Source organism: Spirillospora sp. CA-142024, from assembly GCF_050942325.1.
In the GTDB taxonomy this organism is placed as follows: domain Bacteria; phylum Actinomycetota; class Actinomycetes; order Streptosporangiales; family Streptosporangiaceae; genus Spirillospora.
The window spans coordinates 6,322,761-6,343,873 of sequence record NZ_CP192077.1 but is presented as its reverse complement, the minus strand read 5'-3'; the positions used below and the strand labels follow the sequence as shown (position 1 = coordinate 6,343,873).

20 protein-coding genes are annotated in these 21,113 nt (G+C 72.4%); 9 read left to right on the top strand and 11 right to left on the bottom strand.

The genetic code is table 11. The annotated features are described in order from the left end of the window. Nucleotides 1-8: 8 nt before the first annotated feature. Entirely contained in the window at nucleotides 9-2,096 is a 2,088-nt protein-coding gene (locus ACQPZP_RS30060; RefSeq protein ID WP_433473087.1) for a 3-hydroxyacyl-CoA dehydrogenase NAD-binding domain-containing protein, read from the bottom strand. Continuing rightward, nucleotides 2,093-3,295, bottom strand: a complete 1,203-nt coding sequence (locus ACQPZP_RS30055; protein ID WP_433473086.1) for a thiolase family protein — start codon at nucleotides 3,293-3,295, stop codon at nucleotides 2,093-2,095. Before ACQPZP_RS30055 ends, ACQPZP_RS30060 begins: the two co-directional genes overlap by 4 nt. 216 nt (nucleotides 3,296-3,511) lie before the next feature. On the opposite strand from ACQPZP_RS30055, the gene ACQPZP_RS30050 reads away from it, so the two are divergent. Further along, nucleotides 3,512-5,317: an AMP-binding protein gene (locus ACQPZP_RS30050; RefSeq protein WP_433473085.1), complete on the top strand. Its 1,806-nt coding sequence runs from the start codon at nucleotides 3,512-3,514 to the stop codon at nucleotides 5,315-5,317. Here ACQPZP_RS30050 and ACQPZP_RS30045 read toward each other — a convergent pair. From ACQPZP_RS30045 to ACQPZP_RS30035, 3 genes are read right to left on the bottom strand one after another with little or no spacing between them, the layout of a single operon-like run. After that, complete coding sequence (locus tag ACQPZP_RS30045; protein ID WP_433473084.1) at nucleotides 5,314-6,498, bottom strand: sensor histidine kinase; 1,185 nt, start codon at nucleotides 6,496-6,498, stop codon at nucleotides 5,314-5,316. The two genes, ACQPZP_RS30050 and ACQPZP_RS30045, sit on opposite strands and share 4 nt — an antisense overlap. A gap of 11 nt (nucleotides 6,499-6,509) precedes the next feature. After that, the gene (locus ACQPZP_RS30040) at nucleotides 6,510-7,172 is read right to left on the bottom strand and encodes a response regulator transcription factor (RefSeq protein WP_433473083.1); all 663 of its coding nucleotides are present in this window, start codon (nucleotides 7,170-7,172) and stop codon (nucleotides 6,510-6,512) included. A 41-nt stretch (nucleotides 7,173-7,213) separates the two neighbouring features. Continuing rightward, the gene (locus tag ACQPZP_RS30035; protein ID WP_433473082.1) at nucleotides 7,214-8,041 is read right to left on the bottom strand and encodes a hypothetical protein; all 828 of its coding nucleotides are present in this window, start codon (nucleotides 8,039-8,041) and stop codon (nucleotides 7,214-7,216) included. Nucleotides 8,042-8,219: 178 nt separating this feature from the next. Between ACQPZP_RS30035 and ACQPZP_RS30030 the strand changes: the two genes are divergently transcribed. After that, nucleotides 8,220-9,722, top strand: a complete 1,503-nt coding sequence (locus ACQPZP_RS30030) for a serine/threonine-protein kinase (protein ID WP_433473081.1) — start codon at nucleotides 8,220-8,222, stop codon at nucleotides 9,720-9,722. A gap of 439 nt (nucleotides 9,723-10,161) precedes the next feature. Next, entirely contained in the window at nucleotides 10,162-11,277 is a 1,116-nt protein-coding gene (locus ACQPZP_RS30025; protein WP_433479551.1) for an IS701 family transposase, read from the top strand. 13 nt (nucleotides 11,278-11,290) lie between these two features. On the opposite strand, the gene ACQPZP_RS30020 is transcribed toward ACQPZP_RS30025, so the two are convergent. Then, the gene (locus ACQPZP_RS30020; RefSeq protein WP_433473080.1) at nucleotides 11,291-11,413 is read right to left on the bottom strand and encodes a hypothetical protein; all 123 of its coding nucleotides are present in this window, start codon (nucleotides 11,411-11,413) and stop codon (nucleotides 11,291-11,293) included. 338 nt (nucleotides 11,414-11,751) lie between these two features. On the opposite strand from ACQPZP_RS30020, the gene ACQPZP_RS30015 reads away from it, so the two are divergent. The 5 genes from ACQPZP_RS30015 (at nucleotide 11,752) to ACQPZP_RS29995 (ending at nucleotide 15,490) form a co-directional block, all read left to right on the top strand. Next, nucleotides 11,752-12,102, top strand: coding sequence for a hypothetical protein (locus ACQPZP_RS30015; RefSeq protein ID WP_433473079.1), 351 nt, complete (start codon nucleotides 11,752-11,754; stop codon nucleotides 12,100-12,102). After that, complete coding sequence (locus ACQPZP_RS30010; protein WP_433473078.1) at nucleotides 12,069-13,145, top strand: efflux RND transporter periplasmic adaptor subunit; 1,077 nt, start codon at nucleotides 12,069-12,071, stop codon at nucleotides 13,143-13,145. Before ACQPZP_RS30015 ends, ACQPZP_RS30010 begins: the two co-directional genes overlap by 34 nt. Beyond that, nucleotides 13,142-13,858: an ABC transporter ATP-binding protein gene (locus tag ACQPZP_RS30005; protein ID WP_433473077.1), complete on the top strand. Its 717-nt coding sequence runs from the start codon at nucleotides 13,142-13,144 to the stop codon at nucleotides 13,856-13,858. Before ACQPZP_RS30010 ends, ACQPZP_RS30005 begins: the two co-directional genes overlap by 4 nt. Next, nucleotides 13,855-15,048: an ABC transporter permease gene (locus ACQPZP_RS30000; RefSeq protein WP_433473076.1), complete on the top strand. Its 1,194-nt coding sequence runs from the start codon at nucleotides 13,855-13,857 to the stop codon at nucleotides 15,046-15,048. The genes ACQPZP_RS30005 and ACQPZP_RS30000 overlap by 4 nt, the downstream gene beginning before the upstream one ends. Nucleotides 15,049-15,127: 79 nt before the next feature. Further along, the gene (locus ACQPZP_RS29995) at nucleotides 15,128-15,490 is read left to right on the top strand and encodes a hypothetical protein (RefSeq protein ID WP_433473075.1); all 363 of its coding nucleotides are present in this window, start codon (nucleotides 15,128-15,130) and stop codon (nucleotides 15,488-15,490) included. On the opposite strand, the gene efeU is transcribed toward ACQPZP_RS29995, so the two are convergent. The 4 genes from efeU to ACQPZP_RS29975 form a co-directional block, all read right to left on the bottom strand. Next, the gene (gene efeU / locus ACQPZP_RS29990) at nucleotides 15,487-16,353 is read right to left on the bottom strand and encodes an iron uptake transporter permease EfeU (protein WP_433473074.1); all 867 of its coding nucleotides are present in this window, start codon (nucleotides 16,351-16,353) and stop codon (nucleotides 15,487-15,489) included. The two genes, ACQPZP_RS29995 and efeU, sit on opposite strands and share 4 nt — an antisense overlap. 108 nt (nucleotides 16,354-16,461) lie before the next feature. Then, nucleotides 16,462-17,661 (bottom strand): HRDC domain-containing protein, encoded by a 1,200-nt coding sequence (locus tag ACQPZP_RS29985; protein ID WP_433479698.1) that lies wholly within the window; start codon nucleotides 17,659-17,661, stop codon nucleotides 16,462-16,464. 220 nt (nucleotides 17,662-17,881) lie between these two features. Beyond that, nucleotides 17,882-18,448, bottom strand: a complete 567-nt coding sequence (locus tag ACQPZP_RS29980; RefSeq protein ID WP_433473073.1) for a DUF3000 domain-containing protein — start codon at nucleotides 18,446-18,448, stop codon at nucleotides 17,882-17,884. 139 nt (nucleotides 18,449-18,587) lie between these two features. After that, on the bottom strand, nucleotides 18,588-18,767 hold the full coding sequence (locus tag ACQPZP_RS29975; protein ID WP_433462691.1) for a hypothetical protein: 180 nt from the start codon (nucleotides 18,765-18,767) through the stop codon (nucleotides 18,588-18,590). A gap of 257 nt (nucleotides 18,768-19,024) precedes the next feature. Here ACQPZP_RS29975 and hemE point away from each other — a divergent pair, with 257 nt between their 5' ends. Then, the gene (gene hemE, locus ACQPZP_RS29970; protein ID WP_433479697.1) at nucleotides 19,025-20,041 is read left to right on the top strand and encodes a uroporphyrinogen decarboxylase; all 1,017 of its coding nucleotides are present in this window, start codon (nucleotides 19,025-19,027) and stop codon (nucleotides 20,039-20,041) included. Here hemE and ACQPZP_RS29965 read toward each other — a convergent pair. Next, nucleotides 20,038-21,018, bottom strand: a complete 981-nt coding sequence (locus tag ACQPZP_RS29965; protein ID WP_433473072.1) for a DUF4349 domain-containing protein — start codon at nucleotides 21,016-21,018, stop codon at nucleotides 20,038-20,040. The two genes, hemE and ACQPZP_RS29965, sit on opposite strands and share 4 nt — an antisense overlap. Nucleotides 21,019-21,113: the final 95 nt, after the last annotated feature.

Here is a 21,113-nt window from a genome sequence, read left to right as displayed (position 1 = left end):
GGGGAGCCTCAGGCGGGCAGGGAGGCGACCCCCGGGCGCAGGAAGCGGCGGCCGGCCGTCCGCTCCGCGACACCCGACCTGTCCAGGTACGGGGTGATGCCGCCGAGGTGGAACGGCCAGCCGGCGCCGAGGATCATGCACAGGTCGATGTCCTCGGGCGCCGCGACGACGCCCTCGTCCAGCATGATGCGGATCTCGTCGGCGAGCGCGGCGAGCGCCCGGTCCAGGACCTGCTCCTCGGTGGACGGGGCCGTCCCGCCGCCGAAGATCTGCACGACCTCCGGGTCGAGGGAGAAGTCGGGCAGGTACACGCCGCTCTTTCCGGCCGCGACCATCTTCGCCAGGTTGTCCGACAGCGGGAACCGGTCCGGGAAGGCGCCGTGCAGGGTCTCGTTGACGTGCAGCGCGATGGCCGGGCCGACCAGTCCCATCAGCACGAACGGCGGCATCGGCAGGCCCAGTGGCGCGGCGGCGCGTTCGGCCACCTCGATCGGGGTGCCCTCGTCCACCGTCCTGACGATCTCGGCGAGCAGCCGCAGCAGGACCCGGTTGACGACGAACGCCGGGGCGTCCTTCACCAGCACGCAGGACTTCTTCAGCGCCTTGCCGGTCGCGAACGCGGTGGCGAGCGCCGCGTCGTCGGTCCTCTCACCCCGGACGATCTCCAGCAGCGGCAGCACCGCGACCGGGTTGAAGAAGTGGAACCCGACCACGCGCTCCGGGTGCTTCAGCCGCGCCGCCATCTCGCCAACCGACAGCGACGAGGTGTTGGTCGCGAGGACGCACTCGGCCGAGACGTACTCCTCGACCTCGGCGAACACCTTCTGCTTGACCGACATCTCCTCGAAGACGGCCTCGATGACGAAGTCGGCGTCGGCGAAGGCGTCCTTGGTGAGCGAGCCCGTGATGAGGGCCTTGAGCCGGTTCGCCTTGTCGGGGGAGAGGCGTCCCTTGCCCAGCAGCTTGTCGATCTCGCCGTGCGCGTAGCCGACGCCCTTGTCCAGGCGCTCCTGGTCGAGGTCGGTCAGTACGACCGGCACCTCCAGGCGGCGCGCGAACAGCAGCGCGAGCTGCGAGGCCATCAGGCCCGCGCCGACGACGCCGACCTTGGTGACCTTGCGGGCCAGCGACCGGTCGGGCGCCCCGGCGGGACGCTTCGCGCGCTTCTGCGTGAGGTCGAACGCGTAGAGGCCGGCGCGCAGCTCGTCGCTCATGATGAGGTCGGCGAGTGCCTCGTCCTCGGCGGCGAAGCCCTCGTCGCGGGTGCGGTCCTTGGCGGCGGCGACCAGGTCCAGGGCGCGGGTGTAGGACGGGGCCGCGCCGTGCAGCTTGCCTTCCACGTTCCAGCGGGCCATCGCGACGGCGTCGTCCCACGCCTTGCCCTTGTCGACCTCGGGACGCCGGACGGTGATGTCGCCCTTCAGGACCCGGGCCGTCCAGGCCAGCGACTCCTCCAGGAAGTCGGCCGAGTCGAAGACCGCGTCGGCGATGCCCAGCTCGTACGCCTGCGCACCCTTCAGCATCCGGTTCTGGGAGAGCGGGTTCTCGATGACGACCTTGAGGGCCTTCTCCGCCCCGATCAGGTTCGGCAGCAGGTACGTCCCGCCCCAGCCGGGCACCAGCCCGAGGAACGCCTCCGGCAGCGCGAACGCCGGGACGCCGGACGAGATCGTCCGGTAGGTGCAGTGCAGGCCGATCTCGACGCCGCCGCCCATCGCCGCGCCGTTGTAGTAGGCGAAGGACGGGACGCCCAGCTCGCCGAGCCGCCGGAACACGTCGTGGCCGAGCTTGCCGATGGCGCGCGCGTCCGCGTGGTCCGCGATCAGCGGGACGCCCTTGAGGTCGGCGCCGACCGCGAAGATGAACGGCTTGCCGGTGACGCCGACGGCCGCGATGTCGTCGCGGCCGGCGATCGCGTCGATGGCGGTGTTCAGTTCGGCCAGCCCGTTCGGGCCGAAGGTGTTCGGCTTGGTGTGGTCGTGGCCGTTGTCGAGCGTGATGAGCGCGAGCGTGCCCGCGCCATAGGGAAGCGCCACGTCACGGACGTACGCGTGCGTGACGACCTCGTCCGCGAAGAGTTCTCCGAGGCTGCTCACTTGGTGCCCTCCCAGTTGGCGTTCTCCCAGAGGACGGTTCCGCCCATGCCCATGCCGACGCACATCGTGGTCAACCCGTACCGGACGTCGGTGCGCTCCTCGAAGAGGCGGGCGAGCTGGTTCATCAGCCGCACGCCGGACGAGGCGAGGGGGTGGCCGATTGCGATCGCGCCGCCCCAGGGGTTCACCCGCGCGTCGTCGTCGGCGATCTTGAAGTGCTCCAGGAACGCCAGCACCTGCACGGCGAACGCCTCGTTGATCTCGATGAGGCCGATGTCGTCCATGGTCAGCGCGTTGCGGGCGAGGAGCCGCTCGGTGGCGGGGACGGGCCCGACGCCCATGACCTCGGGCTCCACCCCGGCGAAGGAGAAGTCGATCAGGCGCATCTTCGGCGCGAGGCCGAGCTCGCGGGCGACGTCCTCGGCGGCCAGCAGGCACGCGGTGGCGCCGTCGTTGAGGCCCGCGGCGTTGCCGGCGGTGACGTTGCCGTGCACGCGGAACGGGGTCTTCAGCTTGGCGAGGTCGTCCAGCGTGGTGCCGGGACGCGGCGGCTCGTCCTCCGTGGCGAGCCCCCATCCCTTCTCGGCCGAGCGGATCGCGGTCGGCACGAGGTCCGGCTGGATCTTCCCGGCGGCGTAGGCGGCGGCGACCTTCTGCTGGCTGCGCACGGCGTAGGCGTCTGCGCGCTCCTTGGTGATGCCGGGGAACCGGTCGTGCAGGTTCTCCGCCGTCGACCCCATGACCAGGGCGGACGGGTCGACGAGCTTGTCGGCGAGGAACCGCGGGTTCGGGTCGACGCCCTCGCCCATCGGGTGCCGGCCCATGTGCTCGACGCCGCCCGCGATGACGACGTCGTAGGAGCCGAAGGAGATGCCGGCGCCGGAGGTGGTGACGGCGGTCATCGCGCCCGCGCACATCCGGTCGACGGCGTAGCCGGGGACGCTCTTCGGCAGCCCGGCCAGCACGGCGGCGGACCGCCCGATGGTCAGGCCCTGGTCGCCGGTCTGCGTGGTGGCGGCGATCGCGACCTCGTCCACCCGCGCGGGCGGGAGGGACGGGTTGCGGCGCATCAGCTCGCGGATCGCGCGGACGACCATGTCGTCGGCGCGGGTCTCCGCGTACAGGCCCTTGGGGCCGGCCTTGCCGAACGGCGTGCGTACGCCGTCGACGAACACGACGTCGCGTGCGGTGCGAGGCACGGGGTCCTCCCTGGGATGGGACTCGGTGAAGGTGTCGAGCCTCGTGCCGCCCCTGCCTTCGGACGGCGGCACGAGTACCCGCCACAGCGATGCTACTCGCTGGTAACCGCTTATTCTACTCGTCAGTAACCACTGACCGGTGGCGCGGGTCCCGGTGCCCTTGTCCGGTTGGTGACCGATGGGTAACGTGGCTTGAAATCACCGCAGGAGGGCACGGTGACGCACGCGAGGCCCACGTACCGGCCGGGGATGCGCCGGCGGATCGGGCATATCCGCGATCTCACCTCGCTCCTCCTGTGGACCGGCCTGCTGTTCGGCGGCGGCCCGCGCCGGCTCGTCCGGCAGCTGCGCACGCTGCGCCGCTGGGGCACCACGCTCGCCGGGCTGGTCGCCTCGTCCGCCGCCCGCTCCCCGGCCCGCCCCGCGCTGATCGACGACGAGGGCGTCCTCACCTTCGCCGAACTGGACGAGCGCGGCGCCCGCCTCGCCGCCGGACTGCCGCTGCGCGGCCCCCGCCCGCGCGTCGGCGTCCTCTGCCGCAACCATCGCGGCATGGCGGTGACGCTCGTCGCGTGCTCCCGGCGCGGCGCCGAGGTCGTGCTGCTCAACACCGGCTTCGGAACGGGCCAGATCCGCGCGGTGCTCGGCGAGCTGCGGCCCGGCCTGATCGTCGCCGACGCCGAGTTCGCGCCGCTCCTCGCGAACGTCCCGATCGCGCTGCGCCGGACCGTCCTGTGGGCCGACCGCCGGCCGCCCGCCGCCGCCCCGCTGTCCGCGCCCGTCCCCGCCGCGACGCTGCCGCCCCCGCCGCGCCCGGCGCCGGACGCCGACCCCGGCCCGGTCGAGCCGGGGCCGAGCATCGAGGAGATCATCCGTTCGGTGCCGGCGTCCGCGGCCGTGGCCGCGCCGCCGCAGATCCAGAGCCGGACGATCATGCTCAGCTCGGGCACCACCGGGCGGCCGAAGGGCGCCCGCCGCCCGCCCCGCCCCGGGCTGTGGCCGCTGGCCTCGATGACGTCGCGGATCCCGCTGCGCGCCCGGCAGACGATGATCGTCGAGGCGCCGCTGTTCCACACCTGGGGCTACGCCGCGCTGCAGATGGCGTGGGCGCTGCGCGCGCCGGTCGTCCTGCACCGCCGGTTCGACCCCGAGCAGACGCTGCGCGCCATCGCCTCGCACCGGGACGTCACCCTGTTCGCCGTCCCGGTCATGCTGCAGCGGGTCATGGAGCTGGCCCCCGAAATCCGCGCCGTCTACGACGCCTCCTCGCTGCGGATCGCGGCGCTGAGCGGCGCCGCGCTGCCCGGCGACCTCGCCACCCGGTTCATGGACGCGTTCGGAGACCGCCTCTACAACGTCTACGGCTCCACCGAGGCGTCCTGGGTGTCCATCGCCACCCCGCGCGACCTGCGGCTCGACCCGCGCACAGCCGGGCGTCCGCCGCGCAACACCAAGCTGTCGATCCTGGACGACGAGGGCCGCCGGCTGGGCCGCTCCACCCGCGGCCAGATCTTCGCCGCCAACGAGCTGCTGTTCGAGGGCTACACCGGCGGCGAGCCCATGGAGGTCCGCGACGGGCTGCTGTCCACCGGCGACCTCGGCCACATCGACCACCGCGGCCTGCTGTTCGTGGACGGGCGCAGCGACGGCGTGGTCGTCTCCGGCGGCGAGAACATCGTCCCCGGCGACGTGGAGGACGCCCTGATGCGCCTGCCGGAGATCCACGAGGTCGCCGTCACCGGGGTCGCCGACGCCGAGTGGGGGCAGCGGCTCGCCGCGTACATCGTCCTGCGGCCCGGCGCGCGGCTGGACGCCGACACCGTCCGCGAGTACGTGCACGCGCAGGTCGCCCGCTACGCCGTGCCGCGCGACGTCCACTTCATCCCCGAGCTTCCGCGCAACGCGACCGGCAAGGTCGTGCACCGCTGGCTGTCCGCGCGCTCCGACCGGCCCGAGCCCGAGGGACGCGTCAGCTGGCCGCAGCCGCCGCCCTGGCCCCTCGGCGCGCAGCGGACGGGCTAGGCCGCGGCGAGGGCCGGCTCCCGCGCCACCGGCAGCCGGACGGTGATCGACAGCCCGCCTTCCGGCCGCGGGACGGTCTCGATGGCGCCGCCGTGCGCGCGCACCACGGCCCGGACGATCGACAGGCCGAGACCCGCGCCGTCCTTGGACCCCGTCCGGTCCGCGCGCAGCCGCCGGAACGGCTCGAAGATCGTCGCGACCTCGTAAGAAGGAACGGGCCGGCCGGTGTTGACCACCTGCAGGAACGCCTCGCCGTCCCGGACACCCGTGCGGACCCAGATCCGCCCGTCCCGCACGTTGTACTTCACGGCGTTCTCCAGCAGGTTCACGGCGCACCGCTCCAGCAGCACGGGATCACCGGTCACGGTGGCCGGGGCGAGCCGCGCCTCGACGTCCACCTCCGCCTCGTCGGCCGGATCGTCCAGCTGGTCGAGCGCGCTGCGGACCACGTCCGGCAGGGGAGTGCCGACCCGGGTCGCGAGCTCCCGCTCGGACTTCGCGAGCAGCAGCAGCCCCTCGATGAGCCGCTCGTGCCGCGCGGTGTTGCCGAGCAGGACGTCGGCTAGCGCCTTCGTCTCCGGCGGGCTCTTGCGGCTCGCGAGCGCGACCTCCAGCACCGTCCGGTTGATGGTCAGCGGCGTGCGCAGCTCGTGCGAGGCGTTCGCGACGAACCGCCGCTGGCCGTCGAACGCGCGGTTCAGCCGGTCCAGCATCCGGTCGAACGTGTCGGCCAGGTCCTTGATCTCGTCCTGCGGGCCGTCCAGCGCGATCCGCTCGTGCAGGGTGCTCTCCGACAGCCGCCGCGCCGTCGCCGTCACCTTGTGCAGTGGACGCAGCATCCGCCCCGCCACGACGTACCCGATCACCACGGCGAGGACGCCGAGGACCAGCATCGTCACCAGCGAGCTCTGCAGCAGCTGCTGGAGGACGTCGTGCTTCTGCTGGGCGAGCTGCCGGTCGGCGTCCGCCTTCAGCCTCATCAGCTGGCCCACGTCGCCGTTGACCGCCATCGCCCGCAGCCGCGTGACCGTCGTCGTGTCCATGCTCTGGCGCACCGGGAACCGGTCGTCCATCGTCCGCACGGTCAGCAGGTACGTCACCGCGACCAGCGTCGCCGAGGTGACGAGGAACAGCGACCCGTACACCAGCGTCAGCCGCGTCCTGACACTAAGCCTCTTCACCACCGGCCCCCTCACCGCGCCTCCAGCCGGTATCCCGAGCCCGTCACCGTCTCGATCACCGGCGGCCCGCCGAGCTTGCGCCGCAGCGTCGCCATCGTGACCCGGACGATGTTGCTGAACGGGTCGATGTTCTCGTCCCAAGCCCGCTCCAGCAGCCGTTCGGCGCTCACCACGCCGCCCTCCGCCCGCAGCAGTTCCTCCAGCACGGCGAACTCCTTGTTCGTCAGCCGCAGCTCCCGGCCGTCCCGGGCGACCCTGCGCCGGTGCGGATCGAGCCGGATTCCGCGGCACTCCAGGACGGGCGGCACCGGCGGCCCCGACCTGCGTCCGAGCGCCCGCACCCGCGCCACGAGCTCACTGAACGCGAACGGCTTCGGCAGATAGTCGTCGGCGCCGAGCGACAGACCGTCCACCCGGTCCTCGACGTCCCCGGAAGCGGTCAGCATCAGAATGCGGCCGGTGCGGCGGGACTCCACCAGCTCCCGGCACACGTCGTCCCCGTGGACGGTCGGCAGGTCCCGGTCGAGGACCACCACGTCGTACTCGTTGTACGACGCCCGCTCAAGCGCGTCGTCGCCGTCGTACACCACGTCAACGGCCATGGCCTCGTCGCGGAGCCCTTCGGCGATGGTGTCCGCGAGCACCCGCTCGTCCTCGACGATCAGCACACGCATACCGCGAGCATGCCCCGCCAGGGGTTAAACCCCGATAAGGCCTAGCGGTGGCGGCAGGTGAACGACACGGTCGCTGTGCCTCCCGGCTCGAATGAGACCGTCCCGCCGCCCCGTCCGCCGATGAAACACAGCACCGTGGGATGCACGGTCACCGGCAGCGACTCCGACCGCCCTCCGGCGAGGGTTCCGCCTCCGGCGGCGCTGACGCGTCCGGCTCTGTCCTGCACCGACGACACCGACCACCTCACCGTCCCGCCGACGGCGGTCAGCCGGATGTAGCACCGGGCCGGCAACCCGACCGCCCGCACTCCTAGACAGCCCCCGTCGTCCACCGAGAGCCGCCCGGGCCCGTCCGGCACCTTGTGCGTCTTCTCGGGCGCGGCCTTCTCCGGCTTCGGTGCGGGTTTCTTCTCCTCCTTCTTCGGGGGAGACGGCGTCGGGGTGGCCGTGGGGGAGGGCGACGCGGGCGTGGTCATCGCCACCGGCGGGGCGGCCGACGGCTTCGGCTCCAAGTCCGTCGACTCGAACAGGGCGAGCATCCCGCCGGTCAGCGCGACCGCGGCCGCCGCGCCGCCGATCACCACGAGCCGTCCGCGCGGGGGCGCCGTCCGGCACCGGTCGCGCACGAGTTCGTACAGCCGGTCCCGGAACGTCCCGGCTTCGAGCGCGTCCGCGTCCCGCAGCGAGAGCAGCGCCTCCTGGACGGCCTCCACCGCCCGCTCGTGATCGCCGAGCAGCTCCCGTGCGTATTCGGCGAGCTCCGCTCCATAGACGTTGTAGACAAGGCCGACCGCCCCCGGCTGCTGCGCTTGGAGCGCTTCGACCAGCCGGAAGTCCTCATTCAGCGGCGGCGCGCTTTGAGAGGGCACGACCGGATTATCACCGACCGATCGCACCGTGTATTGCGCTGTGAACCAACAGATCGCACCCCCGCTTTGTCAACCGGAGAAGGAATCCGCACTCGGCCGTCCGGGCATGTTGGATTTTTCTGGAGTTTGTACGGATCATGGGGATTGCTAACGTCCGCTGGCCGCTCGCGGAGGCGACATGGTGGCACCGCTGCGCGCCGGTGACCCGGCGCGGGTCGGCCGGTACCGGCTCACGGGCCTGCTGGGCGAGGGCGGCCAGGGCGCCGTCTACGAGGCGGAGGGGCCGGACGGCGGCCGGGTGGCCGTCAAGGTGCTGCACTCCCGTTTCGCCGCCGACGAGGCGGCGCTGCGCCGCTTCGTCCGCGAGGTGGACGCCACCCGCCGCGTCGCGGGATTCTGCACGGCCGCGGTGCTGGAGGTGTCCACCGTCGGCGCCGCCCCCTTCATCGTCAGCGAACTCGTGGACGGCGAGCCGCTGAGCGCGCTCGTGGCCAGGGACGGGCCGCGCGACGGAGGCGCGCTCGAACGCTTGGCCGTCGGCACCGCCACCGCGCTGTCGGCGATCCACCGGGCCGGCATCGTGCACCGCGACTTCAAACCGAGCAACGTCCTGCTCGGCCCGGACGGCCCCCGGGTCATCGACTTCGGCATCGCCCTCTCACTGGACGCGATGACCACGCTGTCCAGTGGTCCGGTCGGCACCCCCGCCTACATGTCACCCGAGCAGATCACCGGCGCCGAGGTGGGCCCGCTGTCGGACGTGTTCGCCTGGGGCGTCACCATGGTGTTCGCCGCCACCGGCCGCCCGGCCTTCGGCGACGACACGGTCCCGGCGGTGATGAACCGCGTCCTGCATGAACAGCCCGATCTCAGCGGCCTGTCGCGGATGCCGGGGACGCTGCCCGATCTGGTGGCCGCAACGCTGGACAAGAAGGCCGCCGCCCGGCCGTCCGCCACCGACGTCATGATGAGCCTCCTCGGCCATCGGGACAGCGGACCGGAGGCCGCGCCGCGCCGAGGCGCACGCCAGGCCGCCTCCCTCGCCCCGGAACCTGTCGCGCCCCCGCGCGGTCGGCGCCGCTGGTGGGCCGGAGGCGCCGTCACCGCCGTGGTCCTGGCCGCTGCGGCCGGGGTAGCGATCGTTCTGTTCCCCGGAAACGGGAGGCACGGCGCTCCAGCGGCCAATGCCTCGACACCGGCGCCTTACGCCGCGCCGCCCTCGACGCCGTCCCCGTCCGAGACCCCTTCGCCCTCCCCGGTCTCGTCCGCCGACGAGCCGTCGCCGTCCACCGAGCCCACGAAGACCCGGCGGACTACGGAACCCGGGCCGACGACCTCCAGCGCCGCCCCGCCCAAGAGCGAGCGACGCGAACAGGCGGGAACCGTACCGAAGTACGTCCGGCCGTCGGACGGCGACAGCATCGACTACGACGGCGCCTACCGTTTCAAGGTCACCCCGGTGCGCGACTCGTCCGGCTATCTCTACGGCTTCTTCCAGCACGGCGACATGGTCTGGGAGAACTACCGCGACGAGGGCCGCCTGTCCGGAACCGACTACGCCATAGAGCCCGGGAGCGACGCCCACTCCCACTTCCGCAAGGGCACCGTAGACGTCTGGGTCCGCGCCTACGTCCACAACCAGTGGACCGCGCCCACCATCATCACAATCCACCTCACCTGACCCCACGACTGTGATTCAAGCGGCAGTTCGCGAACCTCGCGAAGAGACGGGCGTCGAGTGTCCGGCAAAGCGGTTGTTTTGGTCGACTTTGCAATTAAGACTGGCCCTCACATCAAGGATGTGAGGGCCAGTTGCTGGCTCATGTCAGAGCGGTGGTCATTGTGGCTTGCGTGATCTCTAGGGGATGTTCGCCTCTTCCGGACGTTCTTGCTGGTGAGAGGCTCTTTCGGCGACACCCTCAGACTTGGTCCGATCCGCTCAGAGGCGACACGACTAATACTCCAGCCGCACTTGGAGATCTCGGTCTGATCGAGGGCGGGACGTAAGGCGGCCACCGCTGTGATCGTGTGGGTGTGTTGGAACCAGACGATCGGCGGTGGCCGTGCCGCCCACTGTAGAAGATGTTGACCCGGCAGGGTGGGCTGATGGGTTCGATGAGCTGTTCGGGCAGGTGGTAGCTCCCTTCTTCGGGCGCAGAGAGCCTCGGCTGCGGGCACGGTCGTACTCGCTGGGCCTGCTGAGCGGGCTGGAGCGAAAGAACGGCTGGTCACTGGCGGAGTTCGCCGGGGACACGCGGCCGGACGGGATGCAGCGGCTGCTCAACCATGCCAAGTGGGACGCCGATCAGGTGCGGGACGCGCTGCGGGCGCAGGTGGCCGAGCGGATCGGTGACACCGGCGGGGTGCTGGTGGTCGATGACACCGGGTTTGAGAAGAAGGGCCGCCGCTCGGCGGGGGTGCAGCGCCAGTACACCGGCACCGCAGGAAAGATCACCAACTGCCAGATCGGGGTGTTCTGCTCCTACGTCAACCCCGATAAGCAGCGGGTCCTCATCGACCGGGAGCTGTATCTGCCCGAGTCCTGGTTCGCCGAACCGGGTCGGCTCGCCGACGCGGGCGTCCCCGAGCGTGCGCTGTTCGCGACCAAGCCGGAGCTGGCCTGGCGGATGATCGAACGCGCCTGCGACGACCCGCTGCTGGTGTTCGGGTGGGTGACCGGAGACGAGGCCTTCGGCGACAACACGGCGCTGCGTCACCGCTGCGCCGGCCGCGGCGTGAACTACGTGTTCGCGGTCTCCTGCGACCACCCGCTCGTGCTCGGCGGCGTCCGCACCAGGACCGATGCCGCATTCGCCGCCGTTCCGCAGACGGCGTGGCAGCGGCGTTCATGCGGGGACGGGGCCAAGGGCCGCCGCTGGTACGACTGGGCGTGGATCCACCTGGCCGAACACCAGTGGGTGCTGGCCCGCCGGTCGATCAGCGACCCTACCGACCTGGCCTTCTACCGGTGCGCGGCGAACCGGCCGGTCGGCCTGCCCGAGCTGGTGCGGGTGGCCGGCTCCCGCTGGAGCGTCGAGGAATGCTTCCAGGCCACCAAGAATGAAGTCGGCCTCGATCACTACCAGGTCCGCAAGCACATCGCCTGGTACCGGCACGTCACCTTGGCCATGGTCGCCCACGCTCACCTGGCCTTCCTGGCTGCCGCCCCGCCTCCAGGCCCCGATAACGACACCGGCGGCGGCGAGGCCGACGACCTCGCCACACAGGGGGCCTAACCAGCAGGGACGATCACGCCTCGACAGCGCGGACCGGGACGAACCCGGCGATCTGGTCCCGCTCACCGTCAACGAGATCCGCCGCCTGCACGCCCATTTCCATCAGCCCCGACACCCGCCAGGGCACCGAATCCACTGGTCACGCTGGCGACGCCGCCACCAAGCCCGCGCCCGCCGCTGCCACTACCAACGACAACGACGCCTCATCGATCACTAAATGCGGCTGGAGTACTAATCCTCGTTTAACCCTGGGGTGGGTCTTATGGGGTTCCGCTGGGGCATTGGGTTCTGGCGGAGAGGAGCGGGATGGGACTGCGGGTTTGGGGCGCCGCCCTTGTGCTGGTGCTGGGTGTCGCGGGTTGTGGGGATGACGGTGGTGGGGGTGGGGTGGCCAGCGTTGGTGGGGCGGCGGGGAAGGTTTCGGCTTCGGCTTCGGCTTCGGCGAGTCGGTCGCTTTCGCCCGAGGACGCTCAGTTGAAGTTCGCGCAGTGCATGCGGGAGAACGGGGTGGACGTCCCCGACCCCGGCACCGGTGACGGCAGGGCGTTGCGGCTGGGGAAGGGCGGCGACCGGACGAAGTTGCAGGCGGCGCTGGAGAAGTGCCAGCAGTGGCTGCAGGCGGGCGGGAAGATGCCCGATCTGAAGGACCCGAAGGTGCGCGACCAGTACGTCAAGTTCGCGCAGTGCATGCGCGAGCACGGGGTGAACATCCCGGATCCGGGGCCGGACGGGCAGATCACCATCCCGACGCAGCGCGTCGATCGGAGCAAGGCCGAGAAGGCGCGTGAGGCGTGCAAGGGCAGTCTGCCGGGGGCCGGACGGTGAAGCGGGTGGTGGTCGCGGGCGGTGTCGCCGTCGCGGTGGTGGCCGGCGGGGGAAGCGCGCTGGCCTGGACGATGGACGGAAGCGAGGCCGAAGCCGGGCACGAGACACGGCTGACCACCGCGGCCGTGAGCCGGGGCGATCTCGTGGACACCGAGGAGGTGGACGGGAAGCTCACCTACGACGACGTCCGCGAAGTGTGGACGGGTGCCTCGGGAGTTGTGACCTGGGCGCCGAAGGAGGGCCAGACCGTCAAGCGGGGCGGGACGCTGCTGAAGGTGGCGGGTAAGCCGGTCACGCTGATGTACGGCGGTAGCCCCATGTACCGGACGCTCAGGAGTGGAGACTCCGGCAAGGACGTCCGGCAGCTCGAAGAGAATCTGAAGGCCCTCGGCTACGACGGCATGACCGTGGACGACGAGTTCACGGGGGCGACCGAGACCGCGGTCAAGGAGTGGCAGGACGATCGAGGACTGGACCAGACGGGGATGGTCGACGCGAGCCAGGTCGTCTTCCTGGGCGGGGCCGTCCGGGTCCGGGACGTCAAGGCGCCGGAAGGGAAGCGGACCGCCCAGGGACAGCCCGTCCTGACGGTCGCCGGGACGAAGCGTGTCGTGCACGTCGATCTGGACGCCGACAAGCAGGATCTCGCGAAGGAGGGCGCCAAGGTCTCGGTGGAGCTGCCCGGCGGCACGACAGTCAAGGGGACGATCTCCGAGGTCGGCAGCGTCGCCGAGACCACCGGGTCGGGCCAGGACAAGCAGACCACGGTCGGCGTCGACATCTCGCTCGGGAACGCGAAGACGGGGCGGCTGGACGAGGCGCCTGTCACTGTGCAGTTGGAGAGCGAGCGGCGGGAGAACGTCCTGTCGGTGCCGGTCGAGGCGCTGCTGGCGCTGCGGGAGGGCGGTTTCGGGGTCGAGGTCGTGGACGTCGGTGGGCGGCACCTGCTTCCCGTGGAGGTCGGGGCGTTCGGCGGCGGGCGGGTCGAGATCAGCGGGAACGGGCTGCGCGAGGGCCTGAAGGTCGGGGTGCCGGCCGAATGAACTCACTCGGAGTGGACGTCCAGGGCGCGAACATCGTCGAGCTGTCCGGGGTGACCAAGGAGTACGCGGGCGGGGTCGCGGCGCTGCGGGGCGTCGACCTGATGATCGCGCCGGGTGAGCTGGCCGCGATCGTCGGGCCGTCCGGGTCCGGCAAGTCCACGATGCTGCACATGATCGGGACGCTCGACCGCCCGACCCAGGGAAGCGTCCAGGTCGCCGGGCACGAGGTCGCCGGCCTCACCGACCGGGAGCTGTCGGCGCTGCGGGCGCGGCACATCGGGTTCGTCTTCCAGCAGTTCCACCTCGCCGCGGGGGTGAGCGCGCTCGACAACGTCGCCGACGGCCTGCTCTACAGCGGCTCCGGCTTGAAGGAGCGGCGGGAGCGGGCACGCGCCGCCCTCGACCGGGTCGGGCTCGGGGAGCGGACGACTCACCGGCCGCATCAGCTGTCGGGCGGCGAGCAGCAGCGGGTCGCGGTCGCGCGGGCCGTCGTGGGGGAGCCGGACCTGCTGCTCGCGGACGAGCCGACCGGCAACCTCGACTCCGCCGCGGGCGCCGAGGTGCTCGCGCTGCTGGACGAGCTGAACCGCGCCGGCACCACCGTCGCGATCATCACGCACGACCTGGAGGTCGCGGCGCGTGCGCCGCGGCGGGTCCGGGTCCGGGACGGCCTCGTCGTCGCCGACGAGCGGGCGGAGGTGGGCAGCCGATGAGGGCGGCGCTGGCGCCGGCGAGACTCGGCGCGAACGACGTCCTGCGCGTCGGCCTCGGCGGGCTGCGGGCCCGCCCGGCGCGGGTCTTCCTGTCGGCGCTCGGCATCGCGATCGGGATCGCCACGATGGTCGCCGTCATCGGGATCTCGTCGTCCAGCAAGGAGGACCTGCTGCGGCGGCTCGACCGGCTCGGCACCAACCTGCTGACCGCCAAGCCGGGCGACACGCTGTTCGGCGAGAAGGCGGAGCTGCCCGAGACGGCGCCGGAGATGGTGCGCCGCATCGGGCCCGTCACGGCGGTCGGCGCGACCGGCTCGGTGGAGGCGACCGTGCGCCGCACCGACAGGATCCCGGACGAGGTCACCCAGGGCATCGCCGTGCAGGCCGCGACCACCGAGCTGCTCGGCACGCTCGACGTCGCACCGGCGAGCGGAAGCTGGCTCAACGCGGGCACCGGAAGGTATCCCGGCGTCGTCCTCGGCTCGGAGGCCGCGCGGCGGCTCGGCCTGGACCGGGCGGGCGGCCAGGTGTGGATCGGCGGCCGCTGGTTCGTCGTCCTCGGCGTCCTGCGGCCGGCCGAGCTGGCGCCGGAGATCGACCGCTCCGCCCTCGTCGGGTGGGACGCGGCGCAGCGCTATCTCGGCTTCGACGGGCATCCCACGACGATCTACGAACGGTCCACGGACGCGTCCGTCGACGACGTCCGGGAGGTGCTCGCCCGCACGGTCAGCCCGGAGCGCCCCGAGGAGGTCGAGGTCAGCCGCCCGTCCGACGCGCTGGAGGCGCGGGCCGCGGCGGCCGGCGCGTTCACCGGGCTGCTGCTCGGGCTCGGCGCCGTCGCGCTGCTCGTCGGCGGCGTCGGCGTCGCCAACACGATGGTGATCTCGGTGCTGGAGCGGCGCCGCGAGATCGGGCTGCGCCGCTCGCTGGGCGCGACCCGCGGCCAGATCCGGGTCCAGTTCCTGGCAGAGTCGCTGCTGCTGTCGGCGTTCGGCGGCGCGGCCGGGGTCGTGCTCGGCGCCGCGGTGACCACCGGGTTCGCGCTGTGGAAGGGCTGGCCGCCGGTCGTGCCGCCGTGGGCGCTCGGCGGCGCGCTCGCCGCCACGCTGGCGATCGGGACGGTCGCGGGCCTGTACCCGGCGATGCGCGCGGCGCGGCTGCCGCCGACCGCGGCGCTCGCGACGGCCTGAGGCTGGTCACGCTCCGCCGAACCGGTGCATGATTGTCACGGCCGATGACATCACGCCTGGGGGAGGTGCCTCACCAGCCATGCCGGTGCCACGCCCGCTCCGCGAGCGCTGCAGGGAGTTCCTCGGGATCGACGGAGAGATCCGCTACATCTTCCCCGCGATGGCCTACGGCGGCGGTGCGGGGTTCATCTTCGTCGTCACCGACGACCAGGTCGCGGTGATCTCCACCGGCTCGCTGAGCCGCAGCACCCCGAAGACCATCTGGGGCAGCTATCCGCGCGGCACCCGGATCGGGCCGGTGGAGACCGGCGGCGGCGCGTCGTTCGAGTTCGCCGGCGCCGTGTTCGAGGTGGACGACGAGTACGTCCCGGTCGTCAACGCGGCCGACGCGGAGATCTTCGCCCGCGACAGCCTCCCCCGCGACCCGCTCCCCGACCTCTAGGACGAGCTGGCGGCGGGCTCGGTGGTCTTGGCAGGGGCGGGCTTGGGCGTGGACGGCTTGCGCAGGAACAGGAACATCACCGGCACCAGGTAGGCCGCCCACATGATCAGCTGCAGCCAGGTGATCTGCGGGGTGACGTTGAGGACGCCCTGGAAGACGGTCTGCATCCAGTCGCCCGCGCTGCCGAACTTGGCGAAGAACGCGTGCGGCTCCAGCGCGACGGAGTTCAGGCCCGGGAAGACCTCGGCCTCCTGCAGGTCGTGGAAGCCGTAGCCGAAGACGCCCGCCGCGACGACGATGAGCGCGGCGCCCGTCCAGGTGAAGAACCGCTTGAGGTTGATCTTGAGGCCGCCCCGGTAGAGCAGGTAGCCGAGCGCGACGGCGACCGCGAGGCCGAGGAACGCGCCGGCGATCGGCTGGGTGGAGCCGCCGGACGAGTTGGAGATGTTCGTCCACAGGAACAGCGCGGTCTCCAGCCCCTCCCTGCCGACGGCGAGGAACGCGACGGCGCCGAGGGCCAGCGGCCCGACGTTCAGCGCCCCCTCCAGCTTGCCCTCCAGCTCCGCTTTCATGAACCGGGCCGTCTTGCGCATCCAGAAGACCATCCAGGTGACGAGCCCCACCGCGACGATCGACAGGACGCCGCCGAACAGCTCCTGCGTCTTGAACTGCATCTCCGACGACGCGGCGGTCAGCGCGATGCCGAACGCGAACGCGAGGACGATGGCGATGCCGATCCCCGTCCAGACGGGGAGAAGGGCCCGGCGGTTGCCGGTCTTCACCAGGTACGCGATCAGGATGCTCACGACCAAGGCGGCCTCGAGCCCCTCGCGCAGTCCGATGAGGAAGTTGCCCAGTAGCATCGCCGCACTCCTCCGGGGGTCACACAGACGTTTTAGGCAAACCTAACCTAAGCCAGTGTGTGCTTCCCGGCCGCCCCCTGACAAGACTCGAACGATGCCGACCGGCGGCTACAGTTCGCCCTTGCTCTCGAGGCGGAGGAACGCCTTGGCGATGGGCTGGGCGGTCAGGTCGACCTGCCAGCGGCGGGCGCCGAGCTCGCGCAGCGCCGCGCCGACCGCGGACGCCGACGACTCCGCGGGCGGCGTCCAGGCCAGCCTGCGGACGTAGTCGGGCTGCACGAGGTTCTCCGACGGCATCGAGTGCTCGTCGGCGAGCGCGGCGACGACGGCGCGGGCGGCGGTGAGCCGCTTGGCGGCCTCCGGGTCGCGGTCGGCCCAGCGGTGCGCGGGCGGCGGGCCGTCGCCGGGCAGGTTGGACTCCGGCAGCGCGCGGTCGCCGAGGTCGCGGGCGCGGGCGACGGCGCGCAGCCACGCCGACTGGTGCCGGCGGGCGCCGCGGCCCCGCATCGTGGGCAGCGACTGCAGCTCGGCCGGGGTCTTCGGGGTCTTCTGCGCCAGCTCGATGATCGCGGCGTCCTGCAGCACCCGGCCGGGGGACAGGTCCCGATCCCGGGCGATCCGGTCGCGCGCCTCCCAGACCTCGCGGACGGTGGCGAGCGCCCGCCGGTTCCGCACCCGGTGGATGCCGGACGTGCGGCGCCACGGGTCGGGACGCGGCGGCTTCGGCGGCGTGGTCAGGATCGAGGCGAACTCCTCCAGCGCCCAGTCCAGCTTGCCCTCGGCCTCAAGCTCGTCCTGCAGGGCGTCGCGCAGCTCGACCAGCAGCTCGACGTCCAGCGCGGCGTAGCGCAGCCAGTCCTCCGGCAGGGGACGCGTCGACCAGTCGGCCGCCGAGTACCCCTTCTCCAGCACGAAGCCCAGCACGTTCTCGACCATGGAGCCGAGCCCGACCCGCGGATAGCCGAGCAGCCGCCCGGCGAGCTCGGTGTCGAACAGCCGCCGCGGCGCGAGGCCGACCTCGGCCAGGCACGGAAGGTCCTGGTTCGCGGCGTGCAGCACCATCTCGACGTCGGCGAGGGCGGCGTCCAGCCCGGACAGGTCGGGCAGCGCGACCGGGTCGATCAGCGCGGTGCCCGCGCCGGCCCGGCGCAGCTGGATCAGGTAGGCGCGCTGCCCGTACCGGTAGCCGGAGGCCCGCTCGGCGTCGACCGCGACCGGGCCGGTGCCCGCGGCGAACGCCGCGATGACACGTTCCAGATCCGCGGCGGTGGTGAGCACCGGCGGGACGCCCTCGCGCGGCTCCAGCAACGGGACGGCGGGGGGACCGGTGTCGGCCTCCGTGCCCGCCGGGCCGGGTTCCGGCCCGGCCGGCCCGGGAACGGTCCCGGGCGGAGTCGTCGCCGTCTTTTCTGCACCGGCGTCCCGTTCGGGGCCGGTGGCGCGCGTTTCGGACACTCCCACTGCTTCCGTGTTCTCCCCCGCCGCCTCGGTTTCGGACGCTGTGCTCACGCCCCCTACCGTACGTCGCTCAGCCGCCCGCCCCGCCCGGCCGGTCGGGCAGCGCCGCGACGCCGGTCGGCGGCAGCCCCGCCGTGGTGCACATCACCTCGCACCACGCCAGCACGTGACCGGCGAGATCGTCGCCGGCCGGGGACCACGACGCGCGCAGTTCCAGCTCGGTCGTGGACGGCTCGTCGCGCTTGTCGCCGAAGCTCTCCGACACCGCGCGGGTGATCGTGCCGGACTCGCCCGCGTAGCCCGCGGGCTCCAGCGCCTCCAGCAGCCAGTCCCACGCGACGGAGCCGATCAGCTCGTCCGCGGCGATGTCGGGCTCCAGGTCGGCGCGGATGTAGGCGACGACGCGGAAGCCGTTCGTCCAGCCGGGACGGCCGTCCGGGTCGTACAGCACGATGAGGCGTCCCATCGCGACCTCGGTGTCGTCGTCGCGGTAGACGCTGCCGGACATGGCCGCCGCGTACGGCGCGAGGCTCTGCGGGGCGGGCATGTCCTCCAGGTCGAGCTCCGGCCGGAGGGCGGGGCCGTCGAGGATCTCGCGCAGCGTGTCGACGGCCCGCTGGAAGGCAGGTGGGTTCATGGGTGGACCGGCCTGATCGCGGGGGAGTGACTCGGGTCGGGGAAGCCGGGACGGGGTGCCGCCGCACGCGGCGGCGGCGGGGGGACGCGGAGGGGAGAAAGGCACGGCACAGGCTGTTTCGTTTCGGGGGCCGGGCCGTTCAGGCCACGGCCCGCTCGGCTGCGGCGCGGGCGCGCGCCGGGGCGGTGCCGGAGACCCGGACGGGGGCCGGAGCGGTCACGGGCGGCAGACCGACCAGGATGGCCGTGCCGCACTCCGCGCAGGCCCGCTCCGGGCACTCCTCACCGTGACCGTCGGGACACGGCGGCTGCTCGAACACACGTTCATCACCGCAGGTGGAGCAGTACAAGGGGGAACCTCCCTCGGCTATGACACGCATCACGTTCGCATGCGCCGGTGACAGAATGCGGGACTTCGCTCGGCGTGTCCGGAAGTTCGTGCCGCCTCACATGTCACTCCCGTGCCTTGCCGACATGTTTTCGTGGGACCATACGCAACGTGACCGCTGACGTTGCCCGTCCCAACGACGACTCCGCGAATCCGCCCGGCGACGGCGGCCTTGCGGGGAGCCCCTTCCTGCTGGCCTGCCGCCGGCGGCCGGTCCCGCACACGCCCGTGTGGTTCATGCGGCAGGCCGGGCGCTCCCTGCCGGAGTACCTGCGGGTGCGCGAGGGCGTGCCGATGCTGGAGTCGTGCACCCGGCCCGACATGATCGTGGAGATCACGATGCAGCCGGTGCGGCGGTACGCGGTGGACGCGGCGATCTTCTACAGCGACATCATGGTCCCGCTCAAGGCGATCGGCGTCGACCTCGACATCAAGCCGGGCGTCGGGCCGGTCATCGCCGACCCGATCCGCTCGGCGGCCGACCTGGACGCGCTGCGCCCGCTCGTGCCCGACGACGTCCCGTACGTCACCGAGGCGGTCGCGGGGCTGACCGGTGAACTCGGGACGACCCCGCTGATCGGTTTCGCGGGCGGCCCGTTCACGCTCGCCTCGTACCTGATCGAGGGCGGCCCGTCCAAGAACCAAGAGCGCACCAAGGCCATGATGTACGGCGAGCCGGACCTCTGGGCGAGGCTCATGGACCGGCTGGCCGACCTCACGATCGCGTTCCTGAAGGTGCAGGTCGCCGCCGGTGCGAGCGCCGTGCAGGTCTTCGACTCCTGGGTGGGCTCGGTCGCCGCGCAGGACTACCGGGAGTCGGTCCTCCCGCACACCCGCCGCATCTTCGCCGAGGTCGAGCCGCTCGGCGTCCCGCGCATCCACTTCGGCGTCGGGACGGGCGAGCTGCTCGGCCCGATGGGCGAGGCCGGGGCGGACGTCGTCGGCGTCGACTGGCGGGTGCCGCTAGACGAGGCCGTCAGCCGCGTCGAGCCGGGCAAGGCCCTGCAGGGCAACCTCGACCCGGCGATCCTGTTCGCGCCGTGGGAGACCGTCGAACGCCGCGCCCGCGACGTGCTGGCCCGCGGCCGCACCGCCGAGGGGCACGTCTTCAACCTGGGGCACGGCGTCACGCCGTCCACGGACCCGGACGTCCTGGCCCGCCTCGCGGACCTCGTCCACGAGGCGAGCACCGAGGACGCGTCCTAGGCCGGCGGCGGGCCCTGCGGAGCCTCTTCATCGGCAGCGGCACCGGCCACGGCCTTCTCCGGCTCCGGTCCGGGCTCGCCGTCCGCGCGGTCGCCCTTGGCGCCGCGGCGACGGTCGCGGAGGCGGTTCCGGAGCGCCAGCAGCGGGATCCCGATCACGGCGGCCGTGACGAGGAACGGCAGCAGCCAGCCCAGCACGGCGGCGACGCCTCCGACGAACGCGGTGAACGCGTGCCAGCCGCTCTCCAGCCCGCCGGCGAAACCGCCGCGGGGCTCGTCCCTCTTCGGCGGCGTGGGCTTGGTCACGACCGTCACGGTCACGGTCGCGTACTGCGTCCGGTGCGCCAGCGACCTCTGGCGGGCCTGCAGCGCCTCCAGGTCGGCCTCCCGCTCGGCGATCTCCTGCTCGACGTTGATCACCTCGCCGACCGAGCCCGCGCGGTCGAGCAGCTTGCGGAACGACTCCAGCGCGGCCTTGGCGGACCGCACCCGCGCGTCGACGTCGGCGACCTCGCCGGTGACGTCCTCGGCCTGCTGGCTGAGCGAGAGCTTCGTGCCGAGCTGCGTGCTCAGCTGGTTCAGCACGTCGGTGTACCGGTCGCCGGGGATCTTCAGCGCGATCTCCGAGCGCGCCGGGTCGCTGGAGGTCGACTCCCGTTCGACGTATCCGCCCGCCGCCGCGACCAGCTGCTTGGCCTTGCCGGCGGCGGCCTCCACGTCCCCGGCCCTGATCCGCAGGTCCGCGGTGTGGACGACCTCATGCCCGGTGGGCAGCGGCGCCTGCGGCGACTTCTGCGCCCCCGGCTGGGAAGGGCCCGCCTCGCCGCGGGTGCCGCTCGCTCCGGCCGGTGCGCCGGCGCCGGCCCGATCGGCCGCCTCCGAGGACGTCCCGGAGTCGCCGCCGCCGCTGCATGCGGCCATGACCCCGGCCAGCAGCAGGACGACCAGTGCGCAGGTGATGCTCCTGACGATCCGCATAGGGCTTGGACGGGGTGACGTGGATCACCGTTCCGCGGACCGGATCGCGATGCGGGCACGGAGAGGGCACGCGCCGGTCACGGCCCGGCCCCGTG

What these genes read in the sequence shown, in the direction of transcription:
- ACQPZP_RS30040 (WP_433473083.1), bottom strand. Translation starts at nt 7,172, where the DNA reads ATGCGTGTGCTGATCGTCGAGGACGAGCGGGTGCTCGCGGACACCATC.
- ACQPZP_RS30030 (WP_433473081.1), top strand. Translation starts at nt 8,220, where the DNA reads ATGGTGGCACCGCTGCGCGCCGGTGACCCGGCGCGGGTCGGCCGGTAC.
- ACQPZP_RS30005 (WP_433473077.1), top strand. Translation starts at nt 13,142, where the DNA reads ATGAACTCACTCGGAGTGGACGTCCAGGGCGCGAACATCGTCGAGCTG.
- ACQPZP_RS30000 (WP_433473076.1), top strand. Translation starts at nt 13,855, where the DNA reads ATGAGGGCGGCGCTGGCGCCGGCGAGACTCGGCGCGAACGACGTCCTG.
- ACQPZP_RS29995 (WP_433473075.1), top strand. Translation starts at nt 15,128, where the DNA reads ATGCCGGTGCCACGCCCGCTCCGCGAGCGCTGCAGGGAGTTCCTCGGG.
- efeU (WP_433473074.1), bottom strand. Translation starts at nt 16,353, where the DNA reads ATGCTACTGGGCAACTTCCTCATCGGACTGCGCGAGGGGCTCGAGGCC.
- ACQPZP_RS29980 (WP_433473073.1), bottom strand. Translation starts at nt 18,448, where the DNA reads ATGAACCCACCTGCCTTCCAGCGGGCCGTCGACACGCTGCGCGAGATC.
- ACQPZP_RS29965 (WP_433473072.1), bottom strand. Translation starts at nt 21,018, where the DNA reads ATGCGGATCGTCAGGAGCATCACCTGCGCACTGGTCGTCCTGCTGCTG.